Source organism: Clavibacter sp. CT19 (genome assembly GCF_027858075.1).
GTDB classification, from domain to species: domain Bacteria; phylum Actinomycetota; class Actinomycetes; order Actinomycetales; family Microbacteriaceae; genus Clavibacter; species Clavibacter tessellarius_A.
Window position 1 is genome coordinate 109,861 of record NZ_JAQHYR010000002.1, and the last position, 23,393, is coordinate 133,253.

Sequence of the window (23,393 nt, forward strand, 5' to 3'; positions counted from 1 at the left end):
GCGCGGAGTCCCAGGCACACTCTCGTGCCCCCTTCGGCTCGTAGGAACCAGATTTGCGAGCCGTATTGCCACTAGTACCTTCTTTGCCAGAGGAGCAGGCGAGGAGACCTTGTGACAGAGAACCAGACAGACGCACTTCCGGCACGACGGCGCGACGTGCACATCCGCACGTCCGCGGGAACGGTGATGTTGTTCTTCGTGGGAGTATCCGTCGCAGGTCTGCGGAATTCCGGGTCTAGCCAACAGCCACTGCGGTTCGAGTGGATTGCCGAATGGGGCAAGGCACTCAACCCTTCGTCGATCGCCGCGAACTCGCTGTTCCTCGCGACGACCCTCGTGCTCTTTGGAATCTCGGTCGGGGGCCAAGCCACCTTCGAAAGCCAACGACACAAGGCGAGTATTCGCAGAAGCGTCGGCTGGATAGGGGTGCTCTTCGCGTCAGCCGCGCTCGCACTCTGCGTATTCGAGATAGCCGCGGTGATCGTCGCGCCCGAAACAGCTCCACTGTTGGTTGTGACCATCCCTACGGGGATCGCATGCTGGTATTTTGGGGTCGAAATCGGTCGTTACATCGTGCCCGATTTCGCGGTGCAGCTCAAGGACACCCAAGCGAGCCTGAAGAGTGCAAAAGAACGTAAGGAAGACGCCCCGGCGGCGGCTAGCACCACAGCGATCGCATACGCGACGACCTGCGCGTACGGAGTGCTCATGGGGTGGGGAACCGCAGCCGTAGCCGGACAGCATGGTCTCCCGTTCTGGACTGCCTTCGGCCTGTCGAGCGCATACTCGACCATGGCCTTGATCCTCCTGATGGAGCTGAGCGCAGACACTCTCGTGACGGAGAAGCGCCTTGGCGCGTTCGCCATAAGAGTTGCAGCCTATCTGATGTACGTGATGATGTTCGCGATAGTCGATCTCAGCATCCTCGCGACCTCCGGAGTCGGCGATGCAGAAGGCCTGCTCATCCTCTTCATCAAGCTCGCAGCACCCGCGCTCTTTCTTCGGCTTCCCGCCGAGACTCCCCAATGGATTATTGATGTTTCTCTTTCCGGAGCCCTGGCGGGCATTTACAAAAGAAATGTCGGTCAGGCGGTCACACGATTAGAGGCCAGAGTCAGCCGACTCAAGGCTCGGGATGCGGAGACCGCGACTGTGGCCCAAGCCCAAGCCCAATTCCTAGCTCAGGTGAACCACTGCGTCCGTTGCGCTCGCTCCCCACGCCGGGTCGGCGGCGCCCCGGGAAACGACGTGATCGCCCGCCTCCTATCACGCCTTCGGCGCTGACTCCTTCGCCGCCGGCGCCGGCTCCACCGTGAAGACGGCGTCGAGCAGCTGCCTCACCCAGTCCACGAGCTCGGCGTCGGGGAGCGGCTCGCCGTCGCGCTTCGGCAGCGGCACCGTCACGGCGTTCGTCTGCGCGAACAGCTTGCTGCCCGGGTACATGCGCTGCAGGCGCACCTGCTTGCTGTCGGCGAGGTCGGCCGGCGCGATGCGGAGGTTCGGCCCCATCGCGACGACCTCGCTGAGCCCGGCCCGCTGCGCGACGCGACGCAGGCGCGAGACGCGCACGAGGTTGTCGACCTCCACGGGCGGCTCGCCGTAGCGGTCGGAGAGCTCCTCGATGACCCGGTCGATCTGGTCGTCCGTGGCCGTGGGCGAGGCCGCGGTGGAGAGCTTCTGGTACGCCTCGAGGCGCAGCCGCTCGCTGTCGACGTACTCCTCGGGGATGTGCGCGTCCACCGGCAGCTCGAGCCGCAGCTCGGTCTGGCCCTCGGCGACGTCGCCGCGGAACGTGGAGACGGCCTCGCCGATCATGCGCAGGTAGAGGTCGAAGCCCACGCCCTGGATGTGGCCGGACTGCTCGCCGCCCAGCAGGTTGCCCGCGCCGCGGATCTCGAGGTCCTTGAGCGCGACCTGCATGCCCGACCCCAGCTCGTTGTTCGCCGCGATGGTGGACAGCCGGTCGTGCGCGGTCTCGGAGAGCGGCTTGTCGGCGTCGTAGAGGAAGTACGCGTACGCGCGCTCCCGGCCGCGGCCGACGCGCCCGCGCAGCTGGTGCAGCTGGCTGAGGCCGTACTTGTCGGCCCGGTCGATGATGAGCGTGTTCGCGTTGGCGATGTCGAGGCCGGTCTCGATGATGGTGGTCGACACGAGCACGTCGAACTTGCGCTCCCAGAAGTCGACGATGACCTGCTCCAGCATCGCCTCGCTCATCTTCCCGTGCGCCACGGCGACGCGCGCCTCGGGCACGAGCTCGGCGAGCTCGGACGCGACGCGGTTGATGCTCGAGACGCGGTTGTGCACGAAGAACACCTGACCCTCGCGCAGCAGCTCGCGGCGGATGGCGGCGGCGATCTGCTTCTCGCTGTTCGGGCCCACGAAGGTGAGGATCGGGTGCCGGTCCTCCGGCGGCGTCGCGAGCGTCGACATCTCGCGGATGCCCGTGACCGCCATCTCGAGCGTGCGCGGGATCGGCGTGGCCGACATCGCGAGGATGTCGACGTTGGCCTTCAGCTTCTTCAGCGCGTCCTTGTGCTCGACGCCGAACCGCTGCTCCTCGTCGATGATGACGAGCCCCACGTCCTTGAACGCGATGCTGCCCGTGAGCAGGCGGTGCGTGCCGATGACCACGTCGACGGAGCCGTCCTCCAGGCCCTTGATGGTCTCGCGCGACTCCTTGTCGGTCTGGAAGCGGCTGAGCTGGCGCAGGTGCACGGGGAACCCGGCGAAGCGCTCGGAGAACGTCTCGAAGTGCTGCTTCACGAGGAGCGTCGTGGGCACGAGCATCACGACCTGCTTGCCGTCCTGCACGGCCTTGAACGCGGCGCGCACCGCGATCTCGGTCTTGCCGAAGCCGACGTCGCCGGAGACGAGGCGGTCCATCGGGATGGGGCTCTCCATGTCGCGCTTGACCTCGTCGATGACGGTGAGCTGGTCGGGCGTCTCCATGAAGGGGAACGCCTCCTCGAGCTCGCGCTGCCACGGGGTGTCCGGCGGGAAGGAGTGCCCGCGCGACGCCATGCGCGCGGAGTAGAGCTTCACGAGCTCGACGGCGATGTCGCGGACGGCCCGGCGCGCCTTGCCCTTGGCGGCGGCCCAGTCGCTGCCGCCCATCTTGCTGAGGGCGGGCTCCTCCCCGCCGACGTAGCGGCTGAGGAGGTCGAGCTGGTCGGTGGGCACGAAGAGCTTGTCGCCCGGGTAGCCGCGCTTCGAGGGCGCGTACTCGATGACGAGGTACTCGCGCCGCGTCTTCACGGCGTTGCGCCCGCCCGAGGAGACCTCGCGCTGCGTCAGCTCCACGAACTTCCCGATGCCGTGCGTGGTGTGCACGACGTGGTCGCCGGTCTTGAGCTGCAGGGGATCCACCACGTTCTTGCGCCGGGTGGCGAGCTTCTTGACCTGGCGGCTGTCGTAGCCGGCGGCGCGTCCGTAGAACTCGCTCTCGGTGAGGAGCGCGAGCTTCACCTCGGGCATCTCGAAGCCCGCGTCGATCGCGGAGCGCAGCAGGTAGGCGATGCCGGGCTCGGGCTCGGCGGGGAACTCCTCGACCACGCGCGCGGGCACGCCCGCCTCGCGCAGCACGGTGTCGGCACGCTCGACGAGGCCGGATCCCTGCGCCACGACGCCCACGCTCCACCCGGCGGCGAGGCGCTCGCGCACGTGCTCGATGGCGCCGTCGGCGTTGCCCGCGAAGCTCGGCACGGGATCCGCGTCGATGCGCACGGTCATGACCTCGTCGATGCCGAGATCCTCCGGGAGCACGTCGGTGGCCTGGAAGCCGGACAGGGTCCACCAGCGGCGCGGGCCGCGCGCATCCCGGAGGCGGCCGAGCGAGAGGAAGTCGCCGGACGCGAGGTCGATGGGCGCCTGGGCTCCCGCGGTGGCGGCGTTCCACGCGGCGTCGAGGAACTCGCGGTTCGTGTCCGCCAGGCTCTGCGCGCGCGTGGAGACGCGCTCGGGCGAGACGACGGCGATGGCCGCGTCCACCGGGAGGTAGTGCGTGACCGGCACGAGCCGGTCGACGAGCGCCGGCGCCAGCGACTCCATGCCCTCCACCGGGATGCCCTCCGCGATCTTCGCGAGCATCTGCTGCAGGTTCGGGAACTCGTGCTGCATCTCGCGGGCGCGCTGGCGCACGGGCGCGCTCAGCAGCAGCTCGCGGCTCGGCGGCAGCTCGACCGAGGTGATCTCCTCCTCCAGCGAGCGCTGGTCGGCGACCGCGAAGGGCCGCATCTGGTCGACCTCGTCGCCGAAGAACTCGACGCGCACGGGGTGGTCGGAGACGGGCGGGAAGACGTCGAGGATGCCGCCGCGCACCGCGAACTCGCCGCGGCGCGTGACCATGTCGACGCGCGAGTACGCGAGGTCGACGAGGCGGACCGCGAGCTCCGACAGGTCGTGGCCGCGACTGCCGGTGGCGAGCTGCACGGGCGGCAGCTCGGTGAGGTTGTCGGCGACGGGCTGCAGCGCGGCGCGCACCGAGGCGACGATGACGAGCGGGCGCACCTGGTCGGCCGGGACCTCGCGCGCGCCCTGGCCGAGCGCGGCGTGCCACTGCTCCATGCGGCGCAGGGCGTGGATCCGCTTCCCGACGATCTCGGCGCTCGGGCTGAGCCGCTCGTGCGGCAGCGTCTCCCAGGCCGGGAACTCGAGGATCTCCGCATCCGGCAGCACGGCGTCGAGGCTGCGGCGCATGCCCTCCGACTCGCGGCCGGTGGCGGTGACGACGAGCAGGCACCCCGGGATGCCGCGCTGGATGCGCTGGCGCAGGAGCCCCGCGAGCAGCGGCCCCTGGAGCCCCTCGGTGAGGGAGAAGTCGGCGTCGCGGGAGGCCGATGCGAGGGCGTCGTCGAACGTGGAGGCGCGCGAGAGCGCCGGGATCAAGCCCTGGAGGATCACCCGACAATCGTACGCGCCGCCGCCGACACGCTCGCCGTCGTCCGCCGAGGGCGGACGGACCCGCACCGGACGGGAGCGGGCCGGGTGGTCAGGACGCGGCGGTGTGGAAGCGCAGCTGCGCGGCGATGAGGCCGTCGGAGGCGATCATCTCGATGGCGTCGGCCGCGTCCTCGAGCACGTTCGGCAGCACCTGCCGCTCGGTGGAGGAGAAGGGCTTCAGCACGAAGTCGGCGGCGTCCTGGCGACCGGGCGGGCGGCCGATGCCGATGCGCACGCGCGTGAAGTCGCCCGTTCCGGCGGAGGAGATGATGTCGCGGATGCCGTTGTGGCCGCCGTGCCCGCCGCCCTGCTTGAGCTTCATCGCATCGAACGGGATGTCGAGCTCGTCGTGCGCGACCACGAGCTGGGAGGCCTCGAGCGAGAAGTACTTGAGGAGGTTGGCGACCGGGCCGCCGGACAGGTTCATGAACGAGCTCGGCTTGGCGAGGATGAGCTTCGGCCCGCCGGGCACCGCGCGGCCCTCGGCGACCTGCGCGTTGGCGCGGTGCGAGCGGAACGTGGCGCGCATCCGGTCGGCGAGCACGTCGAGGGCCATCTGCCCGACGTTGTGCCGGGTGCCCGCGTACTGCGGGCCGGGGTTGCCGAGGCCGACCACGAGCAGGGTCCGGTCGTCCACGTGCGCTCTCCTCGGTCGATCATGCGCATCCGGGGCGGATGCGCGGAGCCCGCCGGCCGCGGCCGGTGTCCCGGACGGCGGCCGACGGGCTCCGTGGTGCTGGTCGTGCGTGCGCGGCCGGGGCCGCGGCGGGTGCTACTTGTCGTCGCCCGACTGGTCGCCCGTGGCGCCGTCGTCCGTGACGCCGACACCGGCGTCGCCCTCGGCCGCCGCGTCCTCGGCGTCGGTCGTGAGGTCGAGCTGGGGCACGGAGACCGCGAGCACGAGCGTCTCGGGGTCGGTGACCAGCGTGGCGCCGGCGGGCAGGGTGACCTGGCCGGCCGTGACCTGCGTGCCGTCCTCGAAGCCCTCGATGGAGACGACGAAGCTCTCGGGGATGTGCGTGGCCTCGACCTCGACCGTGATGGACGTGTTCTCGAGGCTGTGGATCGTGCCCGGGTAGGACTCGCCCTCGACGTGGATCGGGACCTCGACCTCGACGCGCTCGCCCTGGCGGACGACGATGAGGTCGACGTGCTCGATGATCTGGCGGACCGGGTCCTTCTGGACGTCCTTCACGAGCGCCAGCTGCGGCGTGCCCTCGATGTCGAGCGTGATGATCTGGTTGGCCTTGCGGATGATGAGCATGAGCTCGTGGCCCGGCAGCGTGACGTGCTGCGGGTCGGTGCCGTGGCCGTAGATGACCGCGGGGATCTTGCCGACCGCGCGGATCTTGCGCGCCGCGCCCTTGCCGAACTGCGTGCGCAGCTCCGCGGTGAGGTTGTTGTCAACCATGGTGTCGCTCCTAGTGCGGCCCGTGAGGGCTCGCGTCGTGTGCTTGTCGTCTGCTCGAACGCTTGCGCGTGAGGAATGAGGTGCGAGCCCCGTCCACCGCGTCGATAACGGACCGCCGCCGTGCTCGCGCACGGCTCCCGCGATCCCTCGCCGAAGTTCAACCCCCGATGCTACCGGACGGACGGCTCCCCGGTCGACGTCCCGTCGTCGCGCCGGGACGCGGGCGCGGCGGGCGACGGGTCGGCCGGCCCGGGAGACCCCGGCGCGGGCGGCGTCGACTGCCCGACGCGGAGGCGCAGGCCGTCGTGAACGCCGTCGACGACGTCCTCGAACGCGACGGGGGTGCCGAGCGTGGCCGACACGTAGACGCTCACCACGGTGGCGAGCGAGAGGAACGCATCGTCCACCGTGACGCCCGCGGGGCGGCCGGTGCGGAGCGCGTCCGCGATGTCGTCGTACTGGCGGTAGTGCCCCTCGAGGTAGGTGTTGTCGAGGCGCGGCGAGCGCGGCAGGTCGGCGTCGTGCATCTCGAGCTCGGCGTCGTTGCGCACGTCCGCCTGCGCGGGCACGCCCGACTCGGGCGCCGCGTGGAAGTAGGTGAGGGAGCCGGCCTCGATCACGGCGGATCCGCGCGTGCCCTGCACCTGCACCCGGGTGTCGAGACCCGGGTAGCCGGCGGTGGTCGCCTGCATGGTGGCGAGCGCGCCCGACGCGAAGCGGATCACGGCCACCGCGACGTCCTCCACCTCGATGCCGTCGTGCGCGAGCAGCGCCGTCTGCGCGTAGACCTCGACCGGGCGGCCGAGGTAGGAGACGAGCAGGTCGAGCGTGTGGACGCCCTGGTTCATGAGGGCGCCGCCGCCGTCGAGGTCCCAGGTACCGCGCCAGTGGCCGGAGTCGTAGAAGCCCTGGCTGCGCCACCACGGCGCGCTCGCGACCGCGGAAGTGAGGCGGCCGAGGCGGCCCGAGCGCACGGCCCGGTCGACCACGACGCTCGACGGGTTGAAGCGGTGCTGGCTGATGACCGTCGAGAGGATCCCCCGCCCGGCGGCCTCGCGCGCGAGCTCGGCGATGCGGCGACCGCGAGCCAGGTCGACGTCGAGCGGCTTCTCGATGACCACGTGGAGCCCCGCGGCGAGCGCCTCCTCGGCGAGGCCGATGTGCAGGCCGCTCGGGGTGCAGATCACGACGAGCTCGGCGGCGTCCTCGCGGATGAGGTCGCCGAGGCGCGCGAAGACCCGCGGGCGCTCCGCGTGCAGCTCGTCGACGACCACGTCCGCGAGCTCCTGGGCTGTCGCGTCGGTGACGTCGACGAGGGCCGCGACCCGGAAGTCGGGGTGCTCGGCGAGGACGCGCGCGTGGTGCGTGCCGATGACGCCGCAGCCGACGATCGCGACCCGGATGGGCTCGTGCACGGCGGCGGCGGGGGCGCCGTCGGCGACGGTCGACGGGGAGGCCGCGTCGGCGCGGGGCACGTCGTCGTCGGATCTGGCCTCCCGCACGAGCGCGGGGACGTCCGCCTCGGGCACCGCGGCCGCGGGCTCCGTCGAGGTGGCGGGGGCGTCGTCGAGCCGCCCGGGCGACGCCGTGCGCCCGCCCGGGAGCAGCTCGCGCACGGCGGCGTCGGCGAGGGCGACGGGGTCGTCGGTGATGTCGAGCGTGATGCCCTGCTCGTCGTCGCCGAGCGGCTCGAGCGTGCGCAGCTGCGACGCGAGGAGGCTCGACGGCATGAAGTGGCCCTCGCGGGAGCCCAGGCGCTCGGCGAGCAGGTCGTGGTCGCCGGCGAGGTGAACGAAGACGGCGTCGGGCGCGGCGGCGCGGAGGATGTCGCGGTAGTCCCGCTTCAGCGCGCTGCACGCGACGACGGGCCCGCCCTCGGGCCGACCGGCGAGCGCGCGGCCCACCTCCTCGAGCCAGGGGCGGCGGTCGTCGTCGTCGAGGGCGTGGCCCTCGGCCATCTTGCGGCGGTTCGACTCGGGGTGCAGGTCGTCGCCGTCGAGGAACGGGACGCCGGCGTCCTGCGCGAGGATCTCGCCCACGGTGGACTTCCCGGAGCCGGAGACCCCCATCACGATCACGGGCGGGAACGGGCGGACGGCGTCGATGCGGATCACTCCCTGCGGTTCGGTGAGGAACTCGTGCGGCGCACCCACTGTGGAGCGCCCGTCCATCCTACGAGACGCTCCCCGACGTCCCGCTGACGGTCGGGGGCCCGCGAGTAGCCTGAGCACGACTGTCGACAAGGAGGCATCAGATGTCAGATGACCAGCAGGGCACGGCCAACATCGGCGTGGTGGGACTCGCGGTGATGGGGTCGAACCTCGCCCGCAACCTCGCGAGCCGCGAGGGCAACACGGTCGCCGTGTACAACCGCACCACCCAGAAGACCACCGACCTCGTCGAGGAGCATCCCGAGGCCGGCTTCGTCGCCGCCACCACGATCGAGGAGTTCGCGGCGTCGCTCCAGCGGCCCCGTACCGCGATCATCATGGTCAAGGCCGGACGCGGCACCGACGCCGTCATCGAGCAGCTGACCGAGGCGTTCGAGGAGGGCGACATCATCGTCGACGGCGGCAACGCGCTGTTCACCGACACGATCCGCCGCGAGAAGGAGGTCCGCGCGAAGGGCCTCCACTTCGTCGGCGCCGGCATCTCCGGCGGCGAGGAGGGCGCGCTCAAGGGCCCGAGCATCATGCCCGGCGGCACGGCCGAGGCGTACGAGACGCTCGGCCCCATCCTCGAGTCGATCGCCGCGGTCGCGGAGGGGAAGCCCTGCGTGACCCACATCGGCACCGACGGCGCCGGCCACTTCGTGAAGATGATCCACAACGGCATCGAGTACGCCGACATGCAGCTCATCGCCGAGTCGTTCGACCTCCTCCGCCGCGTGGGCGGCCACGAGCCGGACGCCATCGCGGACGTGTTCGAGGAGTGGAACGGGGGCGACCTCGAGTCGTACCTCATCGAGATCACCGCCGAGGTGCTCCGCCAGACGGACGCGTCGACCGGGAAGCCGCTCGTCGACGTCATCGTCGACCAGGCCGGATCGAAGGGCACGGGCGTCTGGACGGTGCAGAACTCGGTGGGCCTCGGCGTGCCGGTCGGCGGGATCGCGGAGGCCGTGTTCGCGCGCGCCGTGTCCTCCAAGCCCGAGCAGCGGAAGGCCGTGCAGGCCACCATCACGAGCCGTCCGGATATCCAGTCCGGCGGCGACACCTTCGAGGACGACGTGCGCGCCGCGCTCTACGCGAGCAAGGTCGTCGCGTACGCGCAGGGCTTCGACGCGATCATCGCGGGCGCGAAGGAGTACGGCTGGGACATCGACAAGGGCAAGGTCGCGGAGATCTGGCGCGGCGGCTGCATCATCCGCGCGCAGTTCCTCAACCGCATCGTCGAGGCGTACGAGAAGGACTCGGGTCTCGCGACGCTGCTCGAGGACCCGTACTTCGCGAAGGCCGTCGCCGACGGCGAGCAGGCGTGGCGCCGGGTCGTCTCGGTCGCCGCGCTGTCCGGGATCCCGGTGCCCGGCTTCGCGTCGGCGCTCAGCTACTACGACTCGCTCGCCTCCGAGCGCCTGCCCGCCGCGCTCGTCCAGGGCCAGCGCGACTTCTTCGGCGCGCACACGTACCACCGCACCGACAGGGAGGGCACCTTCCACACGCTGTGGTCCGGCGACCGCTCCGAGGTCGAGGCGGAGGACACGCACTAGGCGCACCACCCCGTGACATGCACGAGCCCGCCGGTCGAGGACCGGCGGGCTCGCGCACGTCAGGGGACGCTCACCTGTGCCAGAAGGAGACGCCCGCGGCACCGCCCGGGTACTTGGCGTCGTACTTCGAGGTGTACTTGTAGATCAGGTTGACGTCCATGTCGTAGCAGAGGTCCGACCCCCCTTCCGCCCCCACCCGGGTGCTGAAGACCTCGCACGTCACCATGACGAAGGAGAGGCGGCCGCTCGACGTGGGGTAGGCCTGGTCGTAGTAGGCGCGCATGAAGTCGATCTTCTGGGAGCACGTCTCGTTGTTCTCGTCGTCCTTGTAGATCTTCGCCACCAGACCGGTGCCGTAGTTGCCGCCCTTCGCGGAGTTGAAGACCCCGCACACGCGGTAGTTGGGCTGTGCATTCGCGGCGGTCGCCGGGCCCATCACCGCACCCGTCACCCCCAGCCCGATCGTGAGCAGCGCGGCCGGCATCATCGCCGCCGCGCGCATGGCATTCCTCATCGCTCTCGTCCTTCCGTCCTCGTCGAGGGAGACCGCGGACCGTGCGCCGCGGTCGCCGGCAGCGTATGCGCGCCCCCGCCCTCCACGCGCGGATGCCTCACACGTGAGCACCCAGCGCGGCATCCGCTCGGCTGCGGGCCTCTGTCAGACTGGACGGGATGGACGACGACGAGCACCCGGAGCTGGCCGGCTACGAGCCGCACGGCCCGCGGAGCCTGCGCAGCAAGCGGACGCTGCTGGTGATGCGGGTCGTCGTCGTGGTCGGGATCGTGAGCCTGCTGCTCCCCGGCGCCGTCACCATGGTGCGCGTCGGCGCGAGCACGGCCGACATGGCGTGCGCCGACTTCGTGCAGTTCGAGCGGCCCGACTCCCCCTCGTACGAGGTGCGGTTCCAGCTGTTCGGCCCCGGCGTCGTGGGCTACGAGTGCTACACGAAGTACGCGTTCGGCGGCGACGAGCACATCGTCTCGCTCGGGGTCATCCCCTCGGGACGCGTCGCGCGCGAGGTCGTGGAGCGGAACTCGCGGGACTGATCCGGGAGCCGCCCGCGCGGGCGGCGCACCGGGGTCCGGCGCTGGATTCCTAGGCCGCGCCGTCGAACATGCTCGTGACGGATCCGTCGTCGAACACCTCGTGGATCGCGCGGGCCAGCAGCGGCGCGATGGGCAGCACCGTGAGCTTGTCCCAGCGCTTCTCCTGCGGGATCGGGAGCGAGTCCGTGACCACGACCGAGTCGATGTGCGGGCTGTTCAGGATCTGCGTGGCCGGGTCGGAGAAGACCGCGTGCGTGGCCGCGACCACGACGCCCGTGGCGCCGTTCTTCTTCAGCGCCTCGGCAGCCGAGACGATGGTGCGGCCGGTGTCGATGAGGTCGTCCACCAGGAGGCACACCCGGCCGGCGACGTCGCCGACGATCTCGTGCACGGTGACCTGGTTGTGCACCTTCGGGTCGCGGCGCTTGTGGATGATGGCGAGCGGGGCGCCGAGCTTGTCGCTCCAGATGTCGGCGACGCGCACGCGGCCCATGTCGGGCGACACGACCGTGAGGGTCTTGGAGTCGAGCACGGAGCGCATGTGCTCGAGGAGCACGGGCATCGCGAAGAGGTGGTCGACGGGGCCGTCGAAGAAGCCCTGGATCTGCGCGGCGTGCAGGTCGACCGACATGATGCGGTCGGCGCCCGCGGCCTTGAACAGGTCGGCGACGAGGCGGGCGGAGATGGGCTCGCGGCCGCGGCCCTTCTTGTCCTGACGCGCGTAGGGGTAGAAGGGCGCGACCACCGTGATGCGCTTGGCGGAGGCGCGCTTCATCGCATCCACCATGATGAGCTGCTCCATGAGCCACTCGTTGATGGGCGCCGTGTGCGACTGGATGACGAACGCGTCGCTGCCGCGCACGCTCTCGTCGTACCGGATGTAGAGCTCGCCGTTGGCGAAGGTCCGCGCGTCCGTGTGCACGAGGGTCGTCTCGAGCTCCTCCGCGATCTGCTCGGCGAGCTCGGGGTGGGCTCGACCGGTGACGATCACGAGCCGCTTCTCACCAGCAGTCTTGATTGCGGACACGGGACTCCGTTTCGTCAGTGCTGCTCGGTGTTCTCAGGCGTCGGACGCGTCGTCCTCCCGCCCGTCGGCGGCCTCGACGGCGGCCCGGGCCTCGGGGGTGCCCGGTCGCTTGGCCTCGGTCCAGCCGACCATGTTGCGTTGCGGCGCCACCGAGATGCCGAGTGCGCCGGGCGGGACGTCCTTGCGGATGACGGCACCGGCACCCGTGTAGGAGCCGGTACCGATCCTAACCGGTGCGACGAGGACGTTCCGCGAGCCGAGGTGCACGTGGTCGCCCACCTCCGTGTGGTGCTTGGCGTGCCCGTCGTAGTTGGCGAAGACCGCCCCCGCGCCGATGTTCGTGTGCGCGCCGATGGTCGCGTCGCCGACGTAGCTGAGGTGCGGGACCTTGCTGTGCTCGCCGATCTCGACGTTCTTCGTCTCGACGTACGCGCCGATCTTGCCGTCGTCGCCGAGGCGCGTGCCGGGGCGCAGGAAGGAGAACGGGCCGACCGTGGCGCGGGCGCCGATGACCGCGAGCTGCGCGTCCGTGCGGCGGACCACCGCGTCCTCCCCCACCTCGGTGTCGCGGAGCGTGGTGTCGGGGCCGACGGTGGCGCCCGTCGCGACCGTGGAGGCGCCTAGGATCTGCGTGCCCGGGAGGATCGTGACGTCGGCGGCGAGCGTCGCCTTCACGTCGATCCAGGTGGTGCGCGGGTCCTCGATGGTCGCGCCCGCGAGCTGCCAGCGGCGGATGATGCGCGCGTTCAGCTCGGTGGCCGCGGCCGTGAGCTGCACGCGGTCGTTGATGCCGGCGACGAGCCAGCTGTCGCGCACGGGCAGGGCCTCGATGGCGCCGCCCGCGCGGCGGATCACGTCGGCCGCGTCGGTGAGGTACTTCTCGTGCTGCGCGTTCTCGGTGCCGATGGCGCCAAGGGTCTGCCGGAGCGCCTCGGCGTCGAAGACGTAGACGCCGGCGTTGACCTCGTCGATGCGGAGCTGCTCGCCGGTCGCGTCCTTCTGCTCGACGATGGCCTCGAACGCGCCGTCCTGGCCGCGGATGATGCGGCCGTTGCCGGTCGGGTCCTGCAGGCGGGCGGTGAGGAGCGTGAGGTCGTTGCGCGCCTGGCGATGCGCGGAGACGAGCGAGCGCAGCGTCGCGGCGTCGAGCAGGGGCACGTCGCCGGACAGCACGACGACCTGGCCCGTGAAGCCGTCGGGCAGGGCGGTGATGCCCATCTCGACCGCGCGGCCGGTGCCGGGGATCTCGTCCTGGTCGACGACGAGGGCCTGGGGGGACAGCTCCCGCACGACCTCGACCACCTGGTCGCGCTCGTGGCGGACCACCGTGACGATGTGGCGCGCGCCCAGCTCCTCGGCCGTCGCGAGCACGTGGCCGACGAGCGGCAGGCCGGCGAGGCGGTGCAGGACCTTGGGGAGGCGCGAGCGCATGCGGGTGCCCTGGCCGGCCGCGAGGATCACGACGGCGATGGAGGGGCTGCGCGGCTCGCCGTCCACGTCGAGCTCGCCCGTCACGATGGGGATCTCGCGGGTCCTCGGCGTGCTGTCTGAGTCGGTCATGCGCTCTCCCTGATCTGCTCTGCGTCTGTCCGGCGCGGCCGGATGGCGTCGCTCCGCCCCCAGGATTCGAACCTGGACCTCACAGCTCCAAAGGCTGAAGTGCTGCCGTTACACCAAGGCGGACCGCTCACGGCCCGGCCGTGCGCAGGTCGAGTCTGCCAGACGGGGGTGATGCGGTCCGCCGGGTCGGAGACGGCGCGCGGGGGCGGACGCCGTGCCCGCGCGGCCCCGGGATGCGCTCGGCTCAGCCCTCGCGGGCGAGGCGCGCGGCCCGCGCGGCCCGGGCCTCCTCGAGGCGGGACCGCCGCGGCGGTCGGGCCGCGAGACGCTCGGCCACCGCGCGGATCCGCAGGTCCTCGGCGGACGTGGCGCGCTGGATGGCGGCCCGTGCGTCCTCCCCGTCGATCGCCCCCAGCGCCATGAGGGCCGACACGGCCGCCTCGGCGTCGGCGTCCTCCGCGGCCGAGCCGAGCGCCGCCACGGCCGGATCCGCATCCGGGCTCCCGATGCGCCCCAGGGCCTCCGCGGCCTGCGCGCGCACCACCGACCGCGCGTCCCCGAGGGCCACGACGAGCGTCGGCACGGCGGTTGATCCGAACGCCGCGAGGACGTCGGTGAGCGCGTTCCGCGCCTCCGCGTCCGCCGCCCCGAGGTGCGCGGCGACGAGCGGTACCGCGCGGGCGTCGCCGATCCGCGCGAGGGCCCAGCGCGCCTTCGCGGCGACGGCCTCGTCCGCGTCGTCGATGAGCGGCACGAGGTCGTCGACCGTCGACGGATGCGCGATCTTGCTCAGGACGTGCAGCGCCTGCGTGCGCACCCCGCTGCTCCGGTCGGCGCCGAGCGCCTGGCGCACGCCGGGGATCGCGGGCGCGCCGACGCGGGCCACGGCCCAGGTGAGGGTCTCGCGGACGAAGAAGTCGGGCTCGGCCCAGAGCCGCTCCAGCACCGCGCCGAGGGTCGCCTCGTCCGCCCGCTCCCCGAGGGCGAGCGCCGCCTCCTGCCGGACGTCGCGGTCGGGATCCGCGAGCGCGGCGACCAGCGCCGCGGGGGCGGTGGTCGGCTCGGTGGGGCGGGAGGGCTGGTCGGGGGATCCGCTCGGCGACATGGGCGACAGGATGGCAGCCGACGACGCGGGAGGAGCAGCCCCTCCCCCGCGGGTGCGCCGGCGGCGCGGGCGCGAGTGCCGGGACCGGCATGATGGGGGGATGCCCAGCCGCGACGAGGTCGACCGCATCGTCGACGCGTGGCGGCGCGAGCGGCCCGACCTCGACTTCTCCCCGCTCGAGGTGCTCTCGCGGGTCGGCCGGCTGTCGCGGCTGCTCGAGCGCGCACGGCGCTCCGCGTTCCAGGAGTCGGAGCTCGAGTCGTGGGAGTTCGACGTGCTGTCCGCGCTCCGGCGGGCGGGTGATCCCTACCAGCTGAGCCCGAAGGCGCTCCTGCAGCAGACGCTCGTCTCCTCCGGCACGATGACGAACCGGATCGACCGGCTCGTGGCGCGGGGGCTCGTGGAGCGGCGGACGGACCCGCACGACGGGCGCGGGATCCTCGTCGTCATGTCGGACGCGGGGCGCTCGCGGGTCGACACCGCGATCACGCGGCTCGTGGCCGAGGAGGCCGAGCTGCTGGAGACGATGGCGGCGGGCGACCGGGACGTGCTCGCGGGGCTGCTGCGGCAGCTCATCCTCGACTTCGACGACGACGGGGCCTGAGCGGCACCTCGTGGCGCGCGCTCAGGCGTGCGCGACGCAGCGGCGCGCGGCCGGGCGGATCTCCAGCCGGCCCGCCGGGATCGGCTCGCCGCAGACCTCGCAGCGGCCGTAGGCGCCCGCGTCGAGGCGGGCGACCGCGGCGTCGACGTCCGCGAGGCGCACGCGGGCCTCGCGGATCATCGCGTCGGACTGCGAGCGCGCGAACGCGAGGGTCGCGCCCTCGGGGTCGTGCTCGTCGTCGGAGTTGGCGTCCTGGCGCGCCTCGACGATGGCCGCCACATCGCGGTCGAGCTCGCGGATCAGCGCGAGCGTGTCGGCCCGCAGCGCGGCGAGGGCCGCGCGCGGATCCGGCGGTGCCGGCGCGGCGTCATCGGGCACCGGGCCCCTACGCGGCGACGAGGGCGTGCGCGTCCGCCATCAGCTCGACCGAGCGGAGGCGCTCGGGCGTGCGCTGCGAGGCGTGACCGACGATGACCTCGTCGACCCCGGCCTGCTCCGCGAACCGGTTCGCGTAGTCGGACACCTCGGCGCCCGTGCCGATGCCGGTGTAGGTCATCATGCTGGCGACGTGCGCGCCGACCGGGGCCTCGAGGAGGCGGTCGAGCTCGTCGTCGGTGAAGGTCTGCGTGGCCGGGATCTGGCCGCTCTGGCGGAGCAGCATCATCAGGCGCGCGCGTCGGACGGCGGCGAACTGGCGCTCGGCGTCGGCGCGGTCGTCGGCCGCGATGGCGTTGATGCCCGCGATCGCGTACGGCTCCTGGAGCTGCTCGGACGGGCGGAAGTCGCGGCGGTAGATGCGGATCGCCTCGAGGAGGGCGTCGGGAGCGAAGTGCGACGCGAAGGCGTACGGCAGGCCGAGGGCGGCGGCGAGCTGCGCGCCGAACAGCGAGGACCCGAGGATGTAGAGGGGCACGCGCGTGCCCGCGCCGGGCGTCGCGGAGACGCCGGGGACCTGGCTCTCGCCGGAGAGGAAGCCCTGCAGCTCGACGACGTCCTCGGGGAAGCGGTCGGACGATCCCGGGTCGCGGCGGAGGGCGCGGAAGGTGGCCTGGTCGCTGCCGGGGGCGCGGCCGAGGCCGAGGTCGATGCGGCCCGGGTGCAGCGTCTCGAGCGTTCCGAACTGCTCGGCGATGGCGAGCGGCGAGTGGTTCGGGAGCATGACGCCGCCGGAGCCGAGCCGGATGGTGGACGTCTGGCTCGCGACGTGGGCGATGAGCACGCTCGTCGCGCTCGACGCGATGGTGGCCATGTTGTGGTGCTCCGCGTACCAGACGCGGCGGTACCCGCTCCGCTCGGCCTGCTGGGCGAGGGCGACGGAGGCGGCGAAGCTGTCGCGGGCCGTCTCCCCGGGGGCGATGGGGGCGAGGTCGAGGATGGAGAGCGGGACGGTCATGCTCATCTCAACAGCGCGGGGGCCTCGACTGTTCCGAGCTCGTCGGGAGCGGGGACGGCGGGCGCGTCCGCGGGCGGCGTCGCCACCGCGCGCCGCTTCCGCCGCGCGGTCGACCACGCCGCGACGACGCCCGCGAGCAGCGCGCAGACGGCGGTCGCGAGGAGGATCCGCGTGCCCTCCCCCGGCCCGGCCGGCACGAGCGGCAGCAGGATCTGCACGGCGAGCACGAGCATCACCCCGGCGATCACGGTGTCCAGCACGCGCCACGCGGCCGGCCGCGCGAGCACGGGCGCGAAGACGCGCGCGGCGGTCGCGAGGAGCGCGAACCAGACGCAGCTGGCGACCATCGCGCCCGCGCCGAAGGCCCAGCGGCCGTCGCCGTGGCCGGCGGCGACGGATCCGACGAGGAGCACCGTGTCGAGGTACACGTGCGGGTTCAGCCAGGTGAGCGCCAGGCACGCGGCGACGACGGCGCCGAGCGAGCGGGGCGCGGAGGCCGCGATCGCCAGGCCCTGCGGCGCCGCGGCGCGGAGGACGGAGAGCGCCGCGTAGCCCGCGAGGAAGCAGGCGCCGAGGACCCGGATCACGACGATCGCGAGGGGCGCCGCCTCGATGAGCGCGCCGATCCCGCTCACCCCGAGGGCGATGAGGATCACGTCGGAGACCGCGCAGATGAGCACGACCGGCAGCAGGTGCTCGCGCCGGGTGCCCTGCCGGAGGAGGAACGCGTTCTGCGCGCCGATCGCGGCGATGAGCGAGAAGCCGAGCCCGAAGCCGGACAGCGCGTGCGCGAGGGGGTGCATGAGGACCACGGTAGGTGCGGGCCGCGCATCAGACCAGCTCATGTTCCTCAGGCACCGTTAGCATCGCTGATGATGGACATCCGCACCGAGCACCTGCGCACGCTGGCCGCCGTCATCGACACCGGCACGCTCGACGCGGCCGCCCGCGCGCTGCGGCTGACGCCCTCCGCGGTGAGCCAGCGGATCACGGCGCTCGAGCGCAGCGCCGGCCGCGTCCTCCTGCGCCGCACGCGCCCCGCGACCACCACGGAGGCGGGCGACGCCGTGCTCCGGCACGCGCGCCAGGTGCTGCTGCTCGAACGCGACCTCGACGGGCTGCTCGGCGTGGGCGGGTCGGACGCGCCCCGCGCCGGCACCGCGGCCGTGCCCGTGGTCGTCAACGGCGACTCGCTCGCCTCGTGGCTGCTGCCCGCGTTCGCGGCGCTCGCGACCGAGACCGGCCAGGCCGTGGAGGTGCTGCGCGAGGACGAGCACCACTCCCTCGACCTGCTGCGCGACGGATCCGCCATGGCCGCGGTCACGAGCGTGAAGGACCCCGTGCAGGGCTGCACCTCGGAGCGCCTCGGCCGGATGCGGTATCGCGCGCTCGCGACCCCGGCCTACGTCGCCGCGCACCTCCCCGACGGCCCGACGCCCGGCGCGCTGGCGGTCGCGCCGCTCGTCATGTTCGACCGCAAGGACGCGATGCAGGACCGCTGGCTCCGCGGCCGGCGCGCGCCCGCCGGCCAGCCGCGCCACTACGTGCCGTCGTCGGCGGAGTTCGTCACGGCCGTCACGCTCGGCATGGGCTGGGGCATGCTGCCGGACCTGCAGAGCGAGGAGCTCGTCGCGTCGGGTGCGCTCGTGCCGCTCGACGCGGGATCCCACGTGGACGTGGCGCTGCACTGGCAGCGGTGGAGCGTCGACTCCCCCGTGCTCGCCGACCTCACCCGGCACGTGCGGGCCGCGGCCGCGTCGCTCCGGTAGCGAGCGGGCGGCCGCGGGTCGTGCCGGCCGGGCGGGCGGGCGCCGGATCAGCGCCGGAGCGCCGCCCGGGCCAGCCGGTTGCCGAAGAGCTGCACCACCTGCACGAGCACGATGATGATCAGCACGGCCGCCCAGGTGACGACCGGTTCGAACTGCCGGTAGCCGTAGACGATCGCGAAGTCGCCGAGGCCGCCGCCGCCGACCGCGCCCGCGACCGCCGTCATGTCGACGATGCCCACGAAGACGAACGTGTAGCCGAGGATCAGCGGCCCGAGCGCCTCCGGGAGCAGCAGCGTGAAGATGATCCGCACGGGGCTCGCGCCCACCGACCGGGCCGCCTCGATCACGCCCGGCTGCACCGTGAGCAGGTTCTGCTCCACGATGCGGCTGATCGCGAACGACGCCCCGAGCGACAGCGTGAAGATCACGGCCGGCTGCCCGATGCCGCTGCCCGTGACGGCGCGGGCGAGGGGCTGGGCGGCGACCAGGAAGATCACGAACGGGATGGGGCGGAAGGTGTTGACGACCACGTTGAGCACCGCGAACACGGGCCGGTTGGCGAGCAGGCTGCCCGCGCGCGTGAGGTAGAGGCCGAGGCCCATGATGAGCCCGCCGAGGCCGCCGAACAGGAGCGTGAGCAGCACCATCGTGAGCGTCTCGACCGTGGAGCGGCCGAGCAGGGGCAGGAGCGGGGTGAGCGCGTCCATCTCAGACCACCTCCGTCACGGTGACGCCGGCCCGGTCGGCGGCGAGCACCTCGTCGATGCGCGGGGCGTCGCCCGTGAGCGCCAGGGTCAGGTTGCCGAAGGTGCGGCCCTGGACGTCGGTGATGCCGCCGTGCACGACCTCGAACGCGACGCCCGCCTCGGCGAGCGCGCGGAACACCTCGGTCTGGGTGGCGCCGCCGTCCGCGAAGGACAGCGTGACGAGGCGGCCGGGGTGCCGGTCGCGGAGCCGCGCCACCTCCTCCGGCTCGGGCACGCCCGCGACGACCGTGGAGACGAAGCGACGCGCGGCGTCGCTCGCGGGCCGGGAGAACACGTCGAAGACCTCGCCCTGCTCGATCACGCGGCCCGAGTCCATGACGGCCACGCGGTCGGCGATGGACTTGATGACCTCCATCTCGTGGGTGATCACCACGATCGTCACGCCGAGCTCCTCGTTGACGCGGCGGAGGAGCGCGAGCACCTCGCCGGTGGTCTCGGGATCGAGCGCGCTCGTGGCCTCGTCGGCCAGGAGGATCGCGGGGCTCGTCGCGAGCGCGCGGGCGATCCCGACGCGCTGCTTCTGGCCGCCGGAGAGCTCGTCGGTGCGCGCGTGCGCCTTGTCGGCGAGGCCGACGAAGTGCAGGAGGTCGCTGATCCGCCGCTGCTGCGCGTCGCGCGGCATGCCCGCGACCTGCAGCGGGTACGCGACGTTGCCCCAGACCGTCTTCGACGTGAAGAGGTTGAACTGCTGGAAGACCATGCCGATGCCGAGGCGCAGCTTCCGCAGCTCGCGCTCGGGTAGGTCCTGGATCTCGCGGCCGTCGACCGCGACCGTTCCGGACGTCGGCCGCTCGAGCGCGTTCACGAGCCGCACCAGCGTGCTCTTGCCCGCGCCGGAGTAGCCGATGATGCCGAACACCTCGCCGCGGCGGATGTCGAGGTCGACGTCCGCGAGGGCGGCGAGGCCCGGCTCGCCCTTCGCGCGCGGCGGGTAGGTCTTGCCGACGCCCCGCAGGGAGACGTGCGGGGCGTCCGTCATCGAGCCGCCTTCTGGTCGGCGACGGCCTTCTCGGTGGTGGTGAGGAGGTCCTGCAGCTCGGCCTGCGGGGTCTTCAGCGGCACCGCCGTGCCGCCCGAGTTCGCGACCAGGGCGTCGATCACCGCGGGGGTGTCCTCGAAGATCCGCGCGAGCTTGACGTACGTCTCGTTCGTCGCGTCGTCGGCCCGGCTGGCGAAGACGTTGACGTACGCGAGCGCCTTGGGGTCGCTGGGGTCGTCCTGGGCGAGGGCGTCGTCGGCGGTGAGGCCCGCGTCCGTGATGAAGTCGTTGTTGATGATGACGGCGTCGGCGTCCGGCAGCGAGGTGGCGGTGAGCGCGGCCTCGACCGTCTTGACGGTGACCTTCGAGGCGGCCTGGTCGACGTCGTCGAGCGTGGAGACGCTGGATCCGCCGCCCTTCAGCGTCAGCAGGCCCTCGCGCTGGAGCAGGAGGAGGCCGCGCGCGAGGTTGGACTCGTCGTTGGGGAGGATGACCGTGCCGCCCCGCGGGATCTCGTCGACCGAGCCGTGCTTCTGCGAGTACAGCCCGAGCGGGTAGATCGCGGTGGCGCCGACGGGCGTGAGGTCGTCGCCCGCGCCCTCGTTGTACTGCGCGAGGTAGACGAGGTGCTGGAACTGGTTGAGGTCGATCTCGCCCTCGGACAGCGCGGGGTTCAGCTGCGGGTACTCGGAGAAGTTCACGATCTCCACGTCGATGCCCTGCTCCTTCGCGGCGTCGACGAAGAGCGGCCACTGCGGGTCGCTCGCGCCGACGACGCCGATGCGGACGGCCTTGCCGCCGCCGGAGAAGGCGCCCGTCGCGAAGAGGACGGATCCGACGACCGCGAGGACCACGATGACGCCCACGATCGCGATGGCGAGCCGGTTGCGCCGCTTCGGGGCGTCGATCAGGGGTGCCGGGGTGGGCGATGCCGGGGTGGTCATGGGGTCCTCTCGGTGGTGCGCGGTGCGGGGCTGCGGGTGCCGGTGCTGTCCGGCGGGGGTGCGTGGTGCGGGTGCTGCTGCGGGCGTGCGGATGCGGGCGTGCGGATGCGGTCGGTCGGCGGCGTGCGGGAGCGCGGTCCCGCACGGGCGCGGGCCACGACGCCGCGGCGGCAGCGGACGACGCGCGCCTCGCGGGGAGCGGGGACGCCGCCCGTGGCCGGTCGCCGCGTCCCTGCAGCACCTCGACGGTAGGTCGCGGCGGCACGGGATGTCGAACCGGGCCGTAACACGGGGACACCGCGGAGGCCCGCGCGATGTGGCAGGGTCGGCCACGGAGGTGCCCATGCACGACGACGACGACGACGTCTCCGCGCTCCCCCTCGAGGAGCTGCGGCGCCGGGTCTACGCGCAGGGGGCCGACGAGCGCGACGAGCGGTGGATCCGGGCGGCCGCCGAGCTCGCCCGCCGCGAGCGCGCGTCCCGGCCCGTCGCGGCCGCGGACGCGGACGCGGACGCCGCAGCGGACGCGGACGCGGACGCCGCAGCGGACGCGGACGCCGACGGCGACGCCGGCGGGTCCGACGGCGCCCCGGACGCGGACGGATCCGACGCCGCCTCGCCCGCATCGCGCCGCCCCTCGCGTCGCGGCCTCGTCGGCGCGGCCGTCGCCCTGCTGGCGGTCGGCCTCCTCGCGGGCGGCGCGGTCCGCGCGGCCGTGAGCGCCGGATCCTCGGACGCGACGTCGGACGCCGGCTCCGGCGCGACCCCGGTCCCCGGCGCCGATGCGCCCCCGGCCGCCGCCGGATCCGCCGCCGCGTCCGCCAGCCCCGGCACCCCGGCGCTCCTCGGCCCCGACTCCACCTCCGACCAGCGCAGCCGCCCGGTCAGCGCGGTGTTCGACGGGCCGCAGGAGGACGCCGACCGCCCGCCGAAGGCCGTCCGCGCCGACGTCGACCCCACCTCCATCCGCGCGGTGCAGACGAGCGTCGGCCTGTACGCGGGGCTGTCGACCACGGGCGACCCCTGCCTCCTCGTCTTCCCGAGCGGCGGCGCGGGCGTCGTCACGTGCGCGTCGCCCGACCGCGTCGCGTCCGACGGCCTGCGCATCGCGTGGACGACCGAGTTCCCGTCCCGCAACCGGGACGGCTCGACGGGCATGATCACGGGCGACGTCGAGGCGGCGTGGGCGGGCGACGGCCTCATCACGCTGACGACGCCGGACCGCATCCTCGCGTACTGAGCGGACTCCGCGGCCGCCGCCGGCGATGTGGGAGGGTCGGCGCGGGAAGGGGAACGCGCATGCACCCACGCACGTCCGGCCACGACGACCGCGGGCTCCGCTCGATGACGACCGACGAGCTCCGGCGGGCCGTCTACGCGCAGGGGGCCGACGAGTCCGACGAGCGGTGGATCCGCGCGGCCGCCGAGCTCACGCGCCGCGAGCCCGCGTCGCGGGCCGCGGAGGACGCGGACGCGGACGGCGCCGACCCGGCGTCCGACGCCGCCGAGGCGGCTCCCCCGACCCGCTCCCGCCGCGCGCTCGCGTGGGCCGGCGGTGCGCTCGCCCTCGGGCTGCTCGCCGGCGCGGGCATCGCCACGGGCCTCGGCGGATCCGCGGCCCCCGGCGCCGACACCAGCGCGACGCCGTCCGCCGACGCGTCCGCGTCCGCTTCCGCGGAGGAGCCGCCCGATCCCGCGCGCGTCCGGTCGCTCCTCGGCAGCGACATCACGCGCACCTCCGGCGGCATCACGGTCGAGGAGATCCTCGCCCGCCCGCAGGAGCAGGCCGACCGGCCACCCCGGTCGCCGGGCGGCGACGTCGACCTCACCACCATCCGGGGCGTGCAGACGAGCGTGGGCCTCTACGTGGCGCGCACGATCTCCGGCGACGCATGCCTGCTCGTGTACCCGTGGAGCGCATCCCGTCCGGGCCCGGACAGCAGCCCCGGCTCCGGCGTCGCCTCGTGCGCCCCGCCCGCGCAGCTCGCGGTGTCGGGCCTCGAGGTCACGTGGATCGCGGACATGCCGGTGCGCCGGTTCGACGGCGGCGTGGGCATGCGCGGCGGCGGGCTCACCGCCGTCTGGGCCGCGGACGGCCGCCTGACCCTGAGCTCGCCCGACGTCCCGCTCGCGTACTGAC

At 73.0% G+C, this 23,393-nt stretch carries 21 protein-coding genes and 1 tRNA gene; 7 read left to right on the plus strand and 15 right to left on the minus strand.

Annotated elements, in window-relative coordinates; genetic code table 11:
- Positions 1-111 precede the first annotated feature (111 nt).
- A complete protein-coding gene (locus PED38_RS02725; RefSeq protein ID WP_270979608.1) occupies positions 112-1,284 on the plus strand; it encodes a hypothetical protein in 1,173 nt (390 codons plus the stop codon).
- Here the strand turns inward: PED38_RS02725 and mfd are convergent.
- The 4 genes from mfd to PED38_RS02745 all read right to left on the minus strand — a co-directional run bounded on the left by mfd (position 1,267) and on the right by PED38_RS02745 (position 8,463).
- The gene (gene mfd / locus PED38_RS02730; protein WP_063072544.1) at positions 1,267-4,899 is read right to left on the minus strand and encodes a transcription-repair coupling factor; all 3,633 of its coding nucleotides are present in this window, start codon (positions 4,897-4,899) and stop codon (positions 1,267-1,269) included. The genes PED38_RS02725 and mfd overlap by 18 nt on opposite strands.
- An 88-nt stretch (positions 4,900-4,987) precedes the next feature.
- On the minus strand, positions 4,988-5,575 hold the full coding sequence (gene pth / locus PED38_RS02735; protein WP_063072543.1) for an aminoacyl-tRNA hydrolase: 588 nt from the start codon (positions 5,573-5,575) through the stop codon (positions 4,988-4,990).
- 135 nt (positions 5,576-5,710) lie between these two features.
- On the minus strand, positions 5,711-6,349 hold the full coding sequence (locus PED38_RS02740) for a 50S ribosomal protein L25/general stress protein Ctc (protein ID WP_063072542.1): 639 nt from the start codon (positions 6,347-6,349) through the stop codon (positions 5,711-5,713).
- Positions 6,350-6,519: 170 nt separating this feature from the next.
- Positions 6,520-8,463, minus strand: a complete 1,944-nt coding sequence (locus tag PED38_RS02745; RefSeq protein ID WP_254654583.1) for a gluconokinase, GntK/IdnK-type — start codon at positions 8,461-8,463, stop codon at positions 6,520-6,522.
- 140 nt (positions 8,464-8,603) lie between these two features.
- Between PED38_RS02745 and gndA the strand changes: the two genes are divergently transcribed.
- Complete coding sequence (gene gndA, locus PED38_RS02750; RefSeq protein ID WP_063072540.1) at positions 8,604-10,058, plus strand: NADP-dependent phosphogluconate dehydrogenase; 1,455 nt, start codon at positions 8,604-8,606, stop codon at positions 10,056-10,058.
- Between the two features lie 70 nt (positions 10,059-10,128).
- On the opposite strand, the gene PED38_RS02755 is transcribed toward gndA, so the two are convergent.
- Positions 10,129-10,572, minus strand: a complete 444-nt coding sequence (locus tag PED38_RS02755) for a hypothetical protein (protein WP_131798141.1) — start codon at positions 10,570-10,572, stop codon at positions 10,129-10,131.
- Between the two features lie 158 nt (positions 10,573-10,730).
- Here PED38_RS02755 and PED38_RS02760 point away from each other — a divergent pair, with 158 nt between their 5' ends.
- Positions 10,731-11,105 carry a hypothetical protein gene (locus PED38_RS02760; protein WP_063072538.1) on the plus strand — a complete coding sequence of 125 codons (375 nt, stop codon included), beginning with the start codon at positions 10,731-10,733 and terminating at the stop codon, positions 11,103-11,105.
- A 49-nt stretch (positions 11,106-11,154) separates the two neighbouring features.
- Here PED38_RS02760 and PED38_RS02765 read toward each other — a convergent pair whose 3' ends face one another.
- The 4 genes from PED38_RS02765 to PED38_RS02780 form a co-directional block, all read right to left on the minus strand.
- Positions 11,155-12,132, minus strand: a complete 978-nt coding sequence (locus PED38_RS02765) for a ribose-phosphate diphosphokinase (protein WP_063072537.1) — start codon at positions 12,130-12,132, stop codon at positions 11,155-11,157.
- A gap of 33 nt (positions 12,133-12,165) precedes the next feature.
- Positions 12,166-13,692, minus strand: coding sequence for a bifunctional UDP-N-acetylglucosamine diphosphorylase/glucosamine-1-phosphate N-acetyltransferase GlmU (gene glmU, locus PED38_RS02770; RefSeq protein WP_081235129.1), 1,527 nt, complete (start codon positions 13,690-13,692; stop codon positions 12,166-12,168).
- A 51-nt stretch (positions 13,693-13,743) separates the two neighbouring features.
- Positions 13,744-13,815 (minus strand) — tRNA-Gln (locus tag PED38_RS02775).
- A gap of 121 nt (positions 13,816-13,936) precedes the next feature.
- Positions 13,937-14,797 carry a HEAT repeat domain-containing protein gene (locus PED38_RS02780; protein ID WP_270979614.1) on the minus strand — a complete coding sequence of 287 codons (861 nt, stop codon included), beginning with the start codon at positions 14,795-14,797 and terminating at the stop codon, positions 13,937-13,939.
- A gap of 100 nt (positions 14,798-14,897) precedes the next feature.
- On the opposite strand from PED38_RS02780, the gene PED38_RS02785 reads away from it, so the two are divergent.
- Positions 14,898-15,401: a MarR family winged helix-turn-helix transcriptional regulator gene (locus PED38_RS02785; RefSeq protein ID WP_063072536.1), complete on the plus strand. Its 504-nt coding sequence runs from the start codon at positions 14,898-14,900 to the stop codon at positions 15,399-15,401.
- A gap of 21 nt (positions 15,402-15,422) precedes the next feature.
- Here PED38_RS02785 and PED38_RS02790 read toward each other — a convergent pair whose 3' ends face one another.
- The 3 genes from PED38_RS02790 to PED38_RS02800 are packed head-to-tail and all read right to left on the minus strand — an operon-like array spanning position 15,423 to position 17,597.
- Complete coding sequence (locus PED38_RS02790; protein WP_270979616.1) at positions 15,423-15,779, minus strand: TraR/DksA family transcriptional regulator; 357 nt, start codon at positions 15,777-15,779, stop codon at positions 15,423-15,425.
- A 7-nt stretch (positions 15,780-15,786) separates the two neighbouring features.
- The gene (locus tag PED38_RS02795; RefSeq protein WP_270979618.1) at positions 15,787-16,794 is read right to left on the minus strand and encodes an LLM class flavin-dependent oxidoreductase; all 1,008 of its coding nucleotides are present in this window, start codon (positions 16,792-16,794) and stop codon (positions 15,787-15,789) included.
- 2 nt (positions 16,795-16,796) lie between these two features.
- A complete protein-coding gene (locus PED38_RS02800) occupies positions 16,797-17,597 on the minus strand; it encodes a LysE/ArgO family amino acid transporter (RefSeq protein WP_333720432.1) in 801 nt (266 codons plus the stop codon).
- Positions 17,598-17,666: 69 nt separating this feature from the next.
- On the opposite strand from PED38_RS02800, the gene PED38_RS02805 reads away from it, so the two are divergent.
- Entirely contained in the window at positions 17,667-18,563 is an 897-nt protein-coding gene (locus tag PED38_RS02805) for a LysR family transcriptional regulator ArgP (RefSeq protein ID WP_081235127.1), read from the plus strand.
- A 47-nt stretch (positions 18,564-18,610) separates the two neighbouring features.
- Here PED38_RS02805 and PED38_RS02810 read toward each other — a convergent pair whose 3' ends face one another.
- The 3 genes from PED38_RS02810 to PED38_RS02820 are packed head-to-tail and all read right to left on the minus strand — an operon-like array spanning position 18,611 to position 21,253.
- Positions 18,611-19,270 carry a methionine ABC transporter permease gene (locus tag PED38_RS02810; RefSeq protein WP_270979621.1) on the minus strand — a complete coding sequence of 220 codons (660 nt, stop codon included), beginning with the start codon at positions 19,268-19,270 and terminating at the stop codon, positions 18,611-18,613.
- A gap of 1 nt (position 19,271) precedes the next feature.
- Positions 19,272-20,309 (minus strand): methionine ABC transporter ATP-binding protein, encoded by a 1,038-nt coding sequence (locus tag PED38_RS02815; protein ID WP_063072532.1) that lies wholly within the window; start codon positions 20,307-20,309, stop codon positions 19,272-19,274.
- The gene (locus tag PED38_RS02820; RefSeq protein ID WP_270979624.1) at positions 20,306-21,253 is read right to left on the minus strand and encodes a MetQ/NlpA family ABC transporter substrate-binding protein; all 948 of its coding nucleotides are present in this window, start codon (positions 21,251-21,253) and stop codon (positions 20,306-20,308) included. The genes PED38_RS02815 and PED38_RS02820 overlap by 4 nt, the downstream gene beginning before the upstream one ends.
- A 343-nt stretch (positions 21,254-21,596) precedes the next feature.
- Here PED38_RS02820 and PED38_RS02825 point away from each other — a divergent pair, with 343 nt between their 5' ends.
- Positions 21,597-22,493, plus strand: a complete 897-nt coding sequence (locus PED38_RS02825) for a hypothetical protein (protein WP_270979626.1) — start codon at positions 21,597-21,599, stop codon at positions 22,491-22,493.
- Positions 22,494-22,552: 59 nt separating this feature from the next.
- Positions 22,553-23,392 carry a hypothetical protein gene (locus tag PED38_RS02830; protein ID WP_270979628.1) on the plus strand — a complete coding sequence of 280 codons (840 nt, stop codon included), beginning with the start codon at positions 22,553-22,555 and terminating at the stop codon, positions 23,390-23,392.
- Position 23,393: the final 1 nt, after the last annotated feature.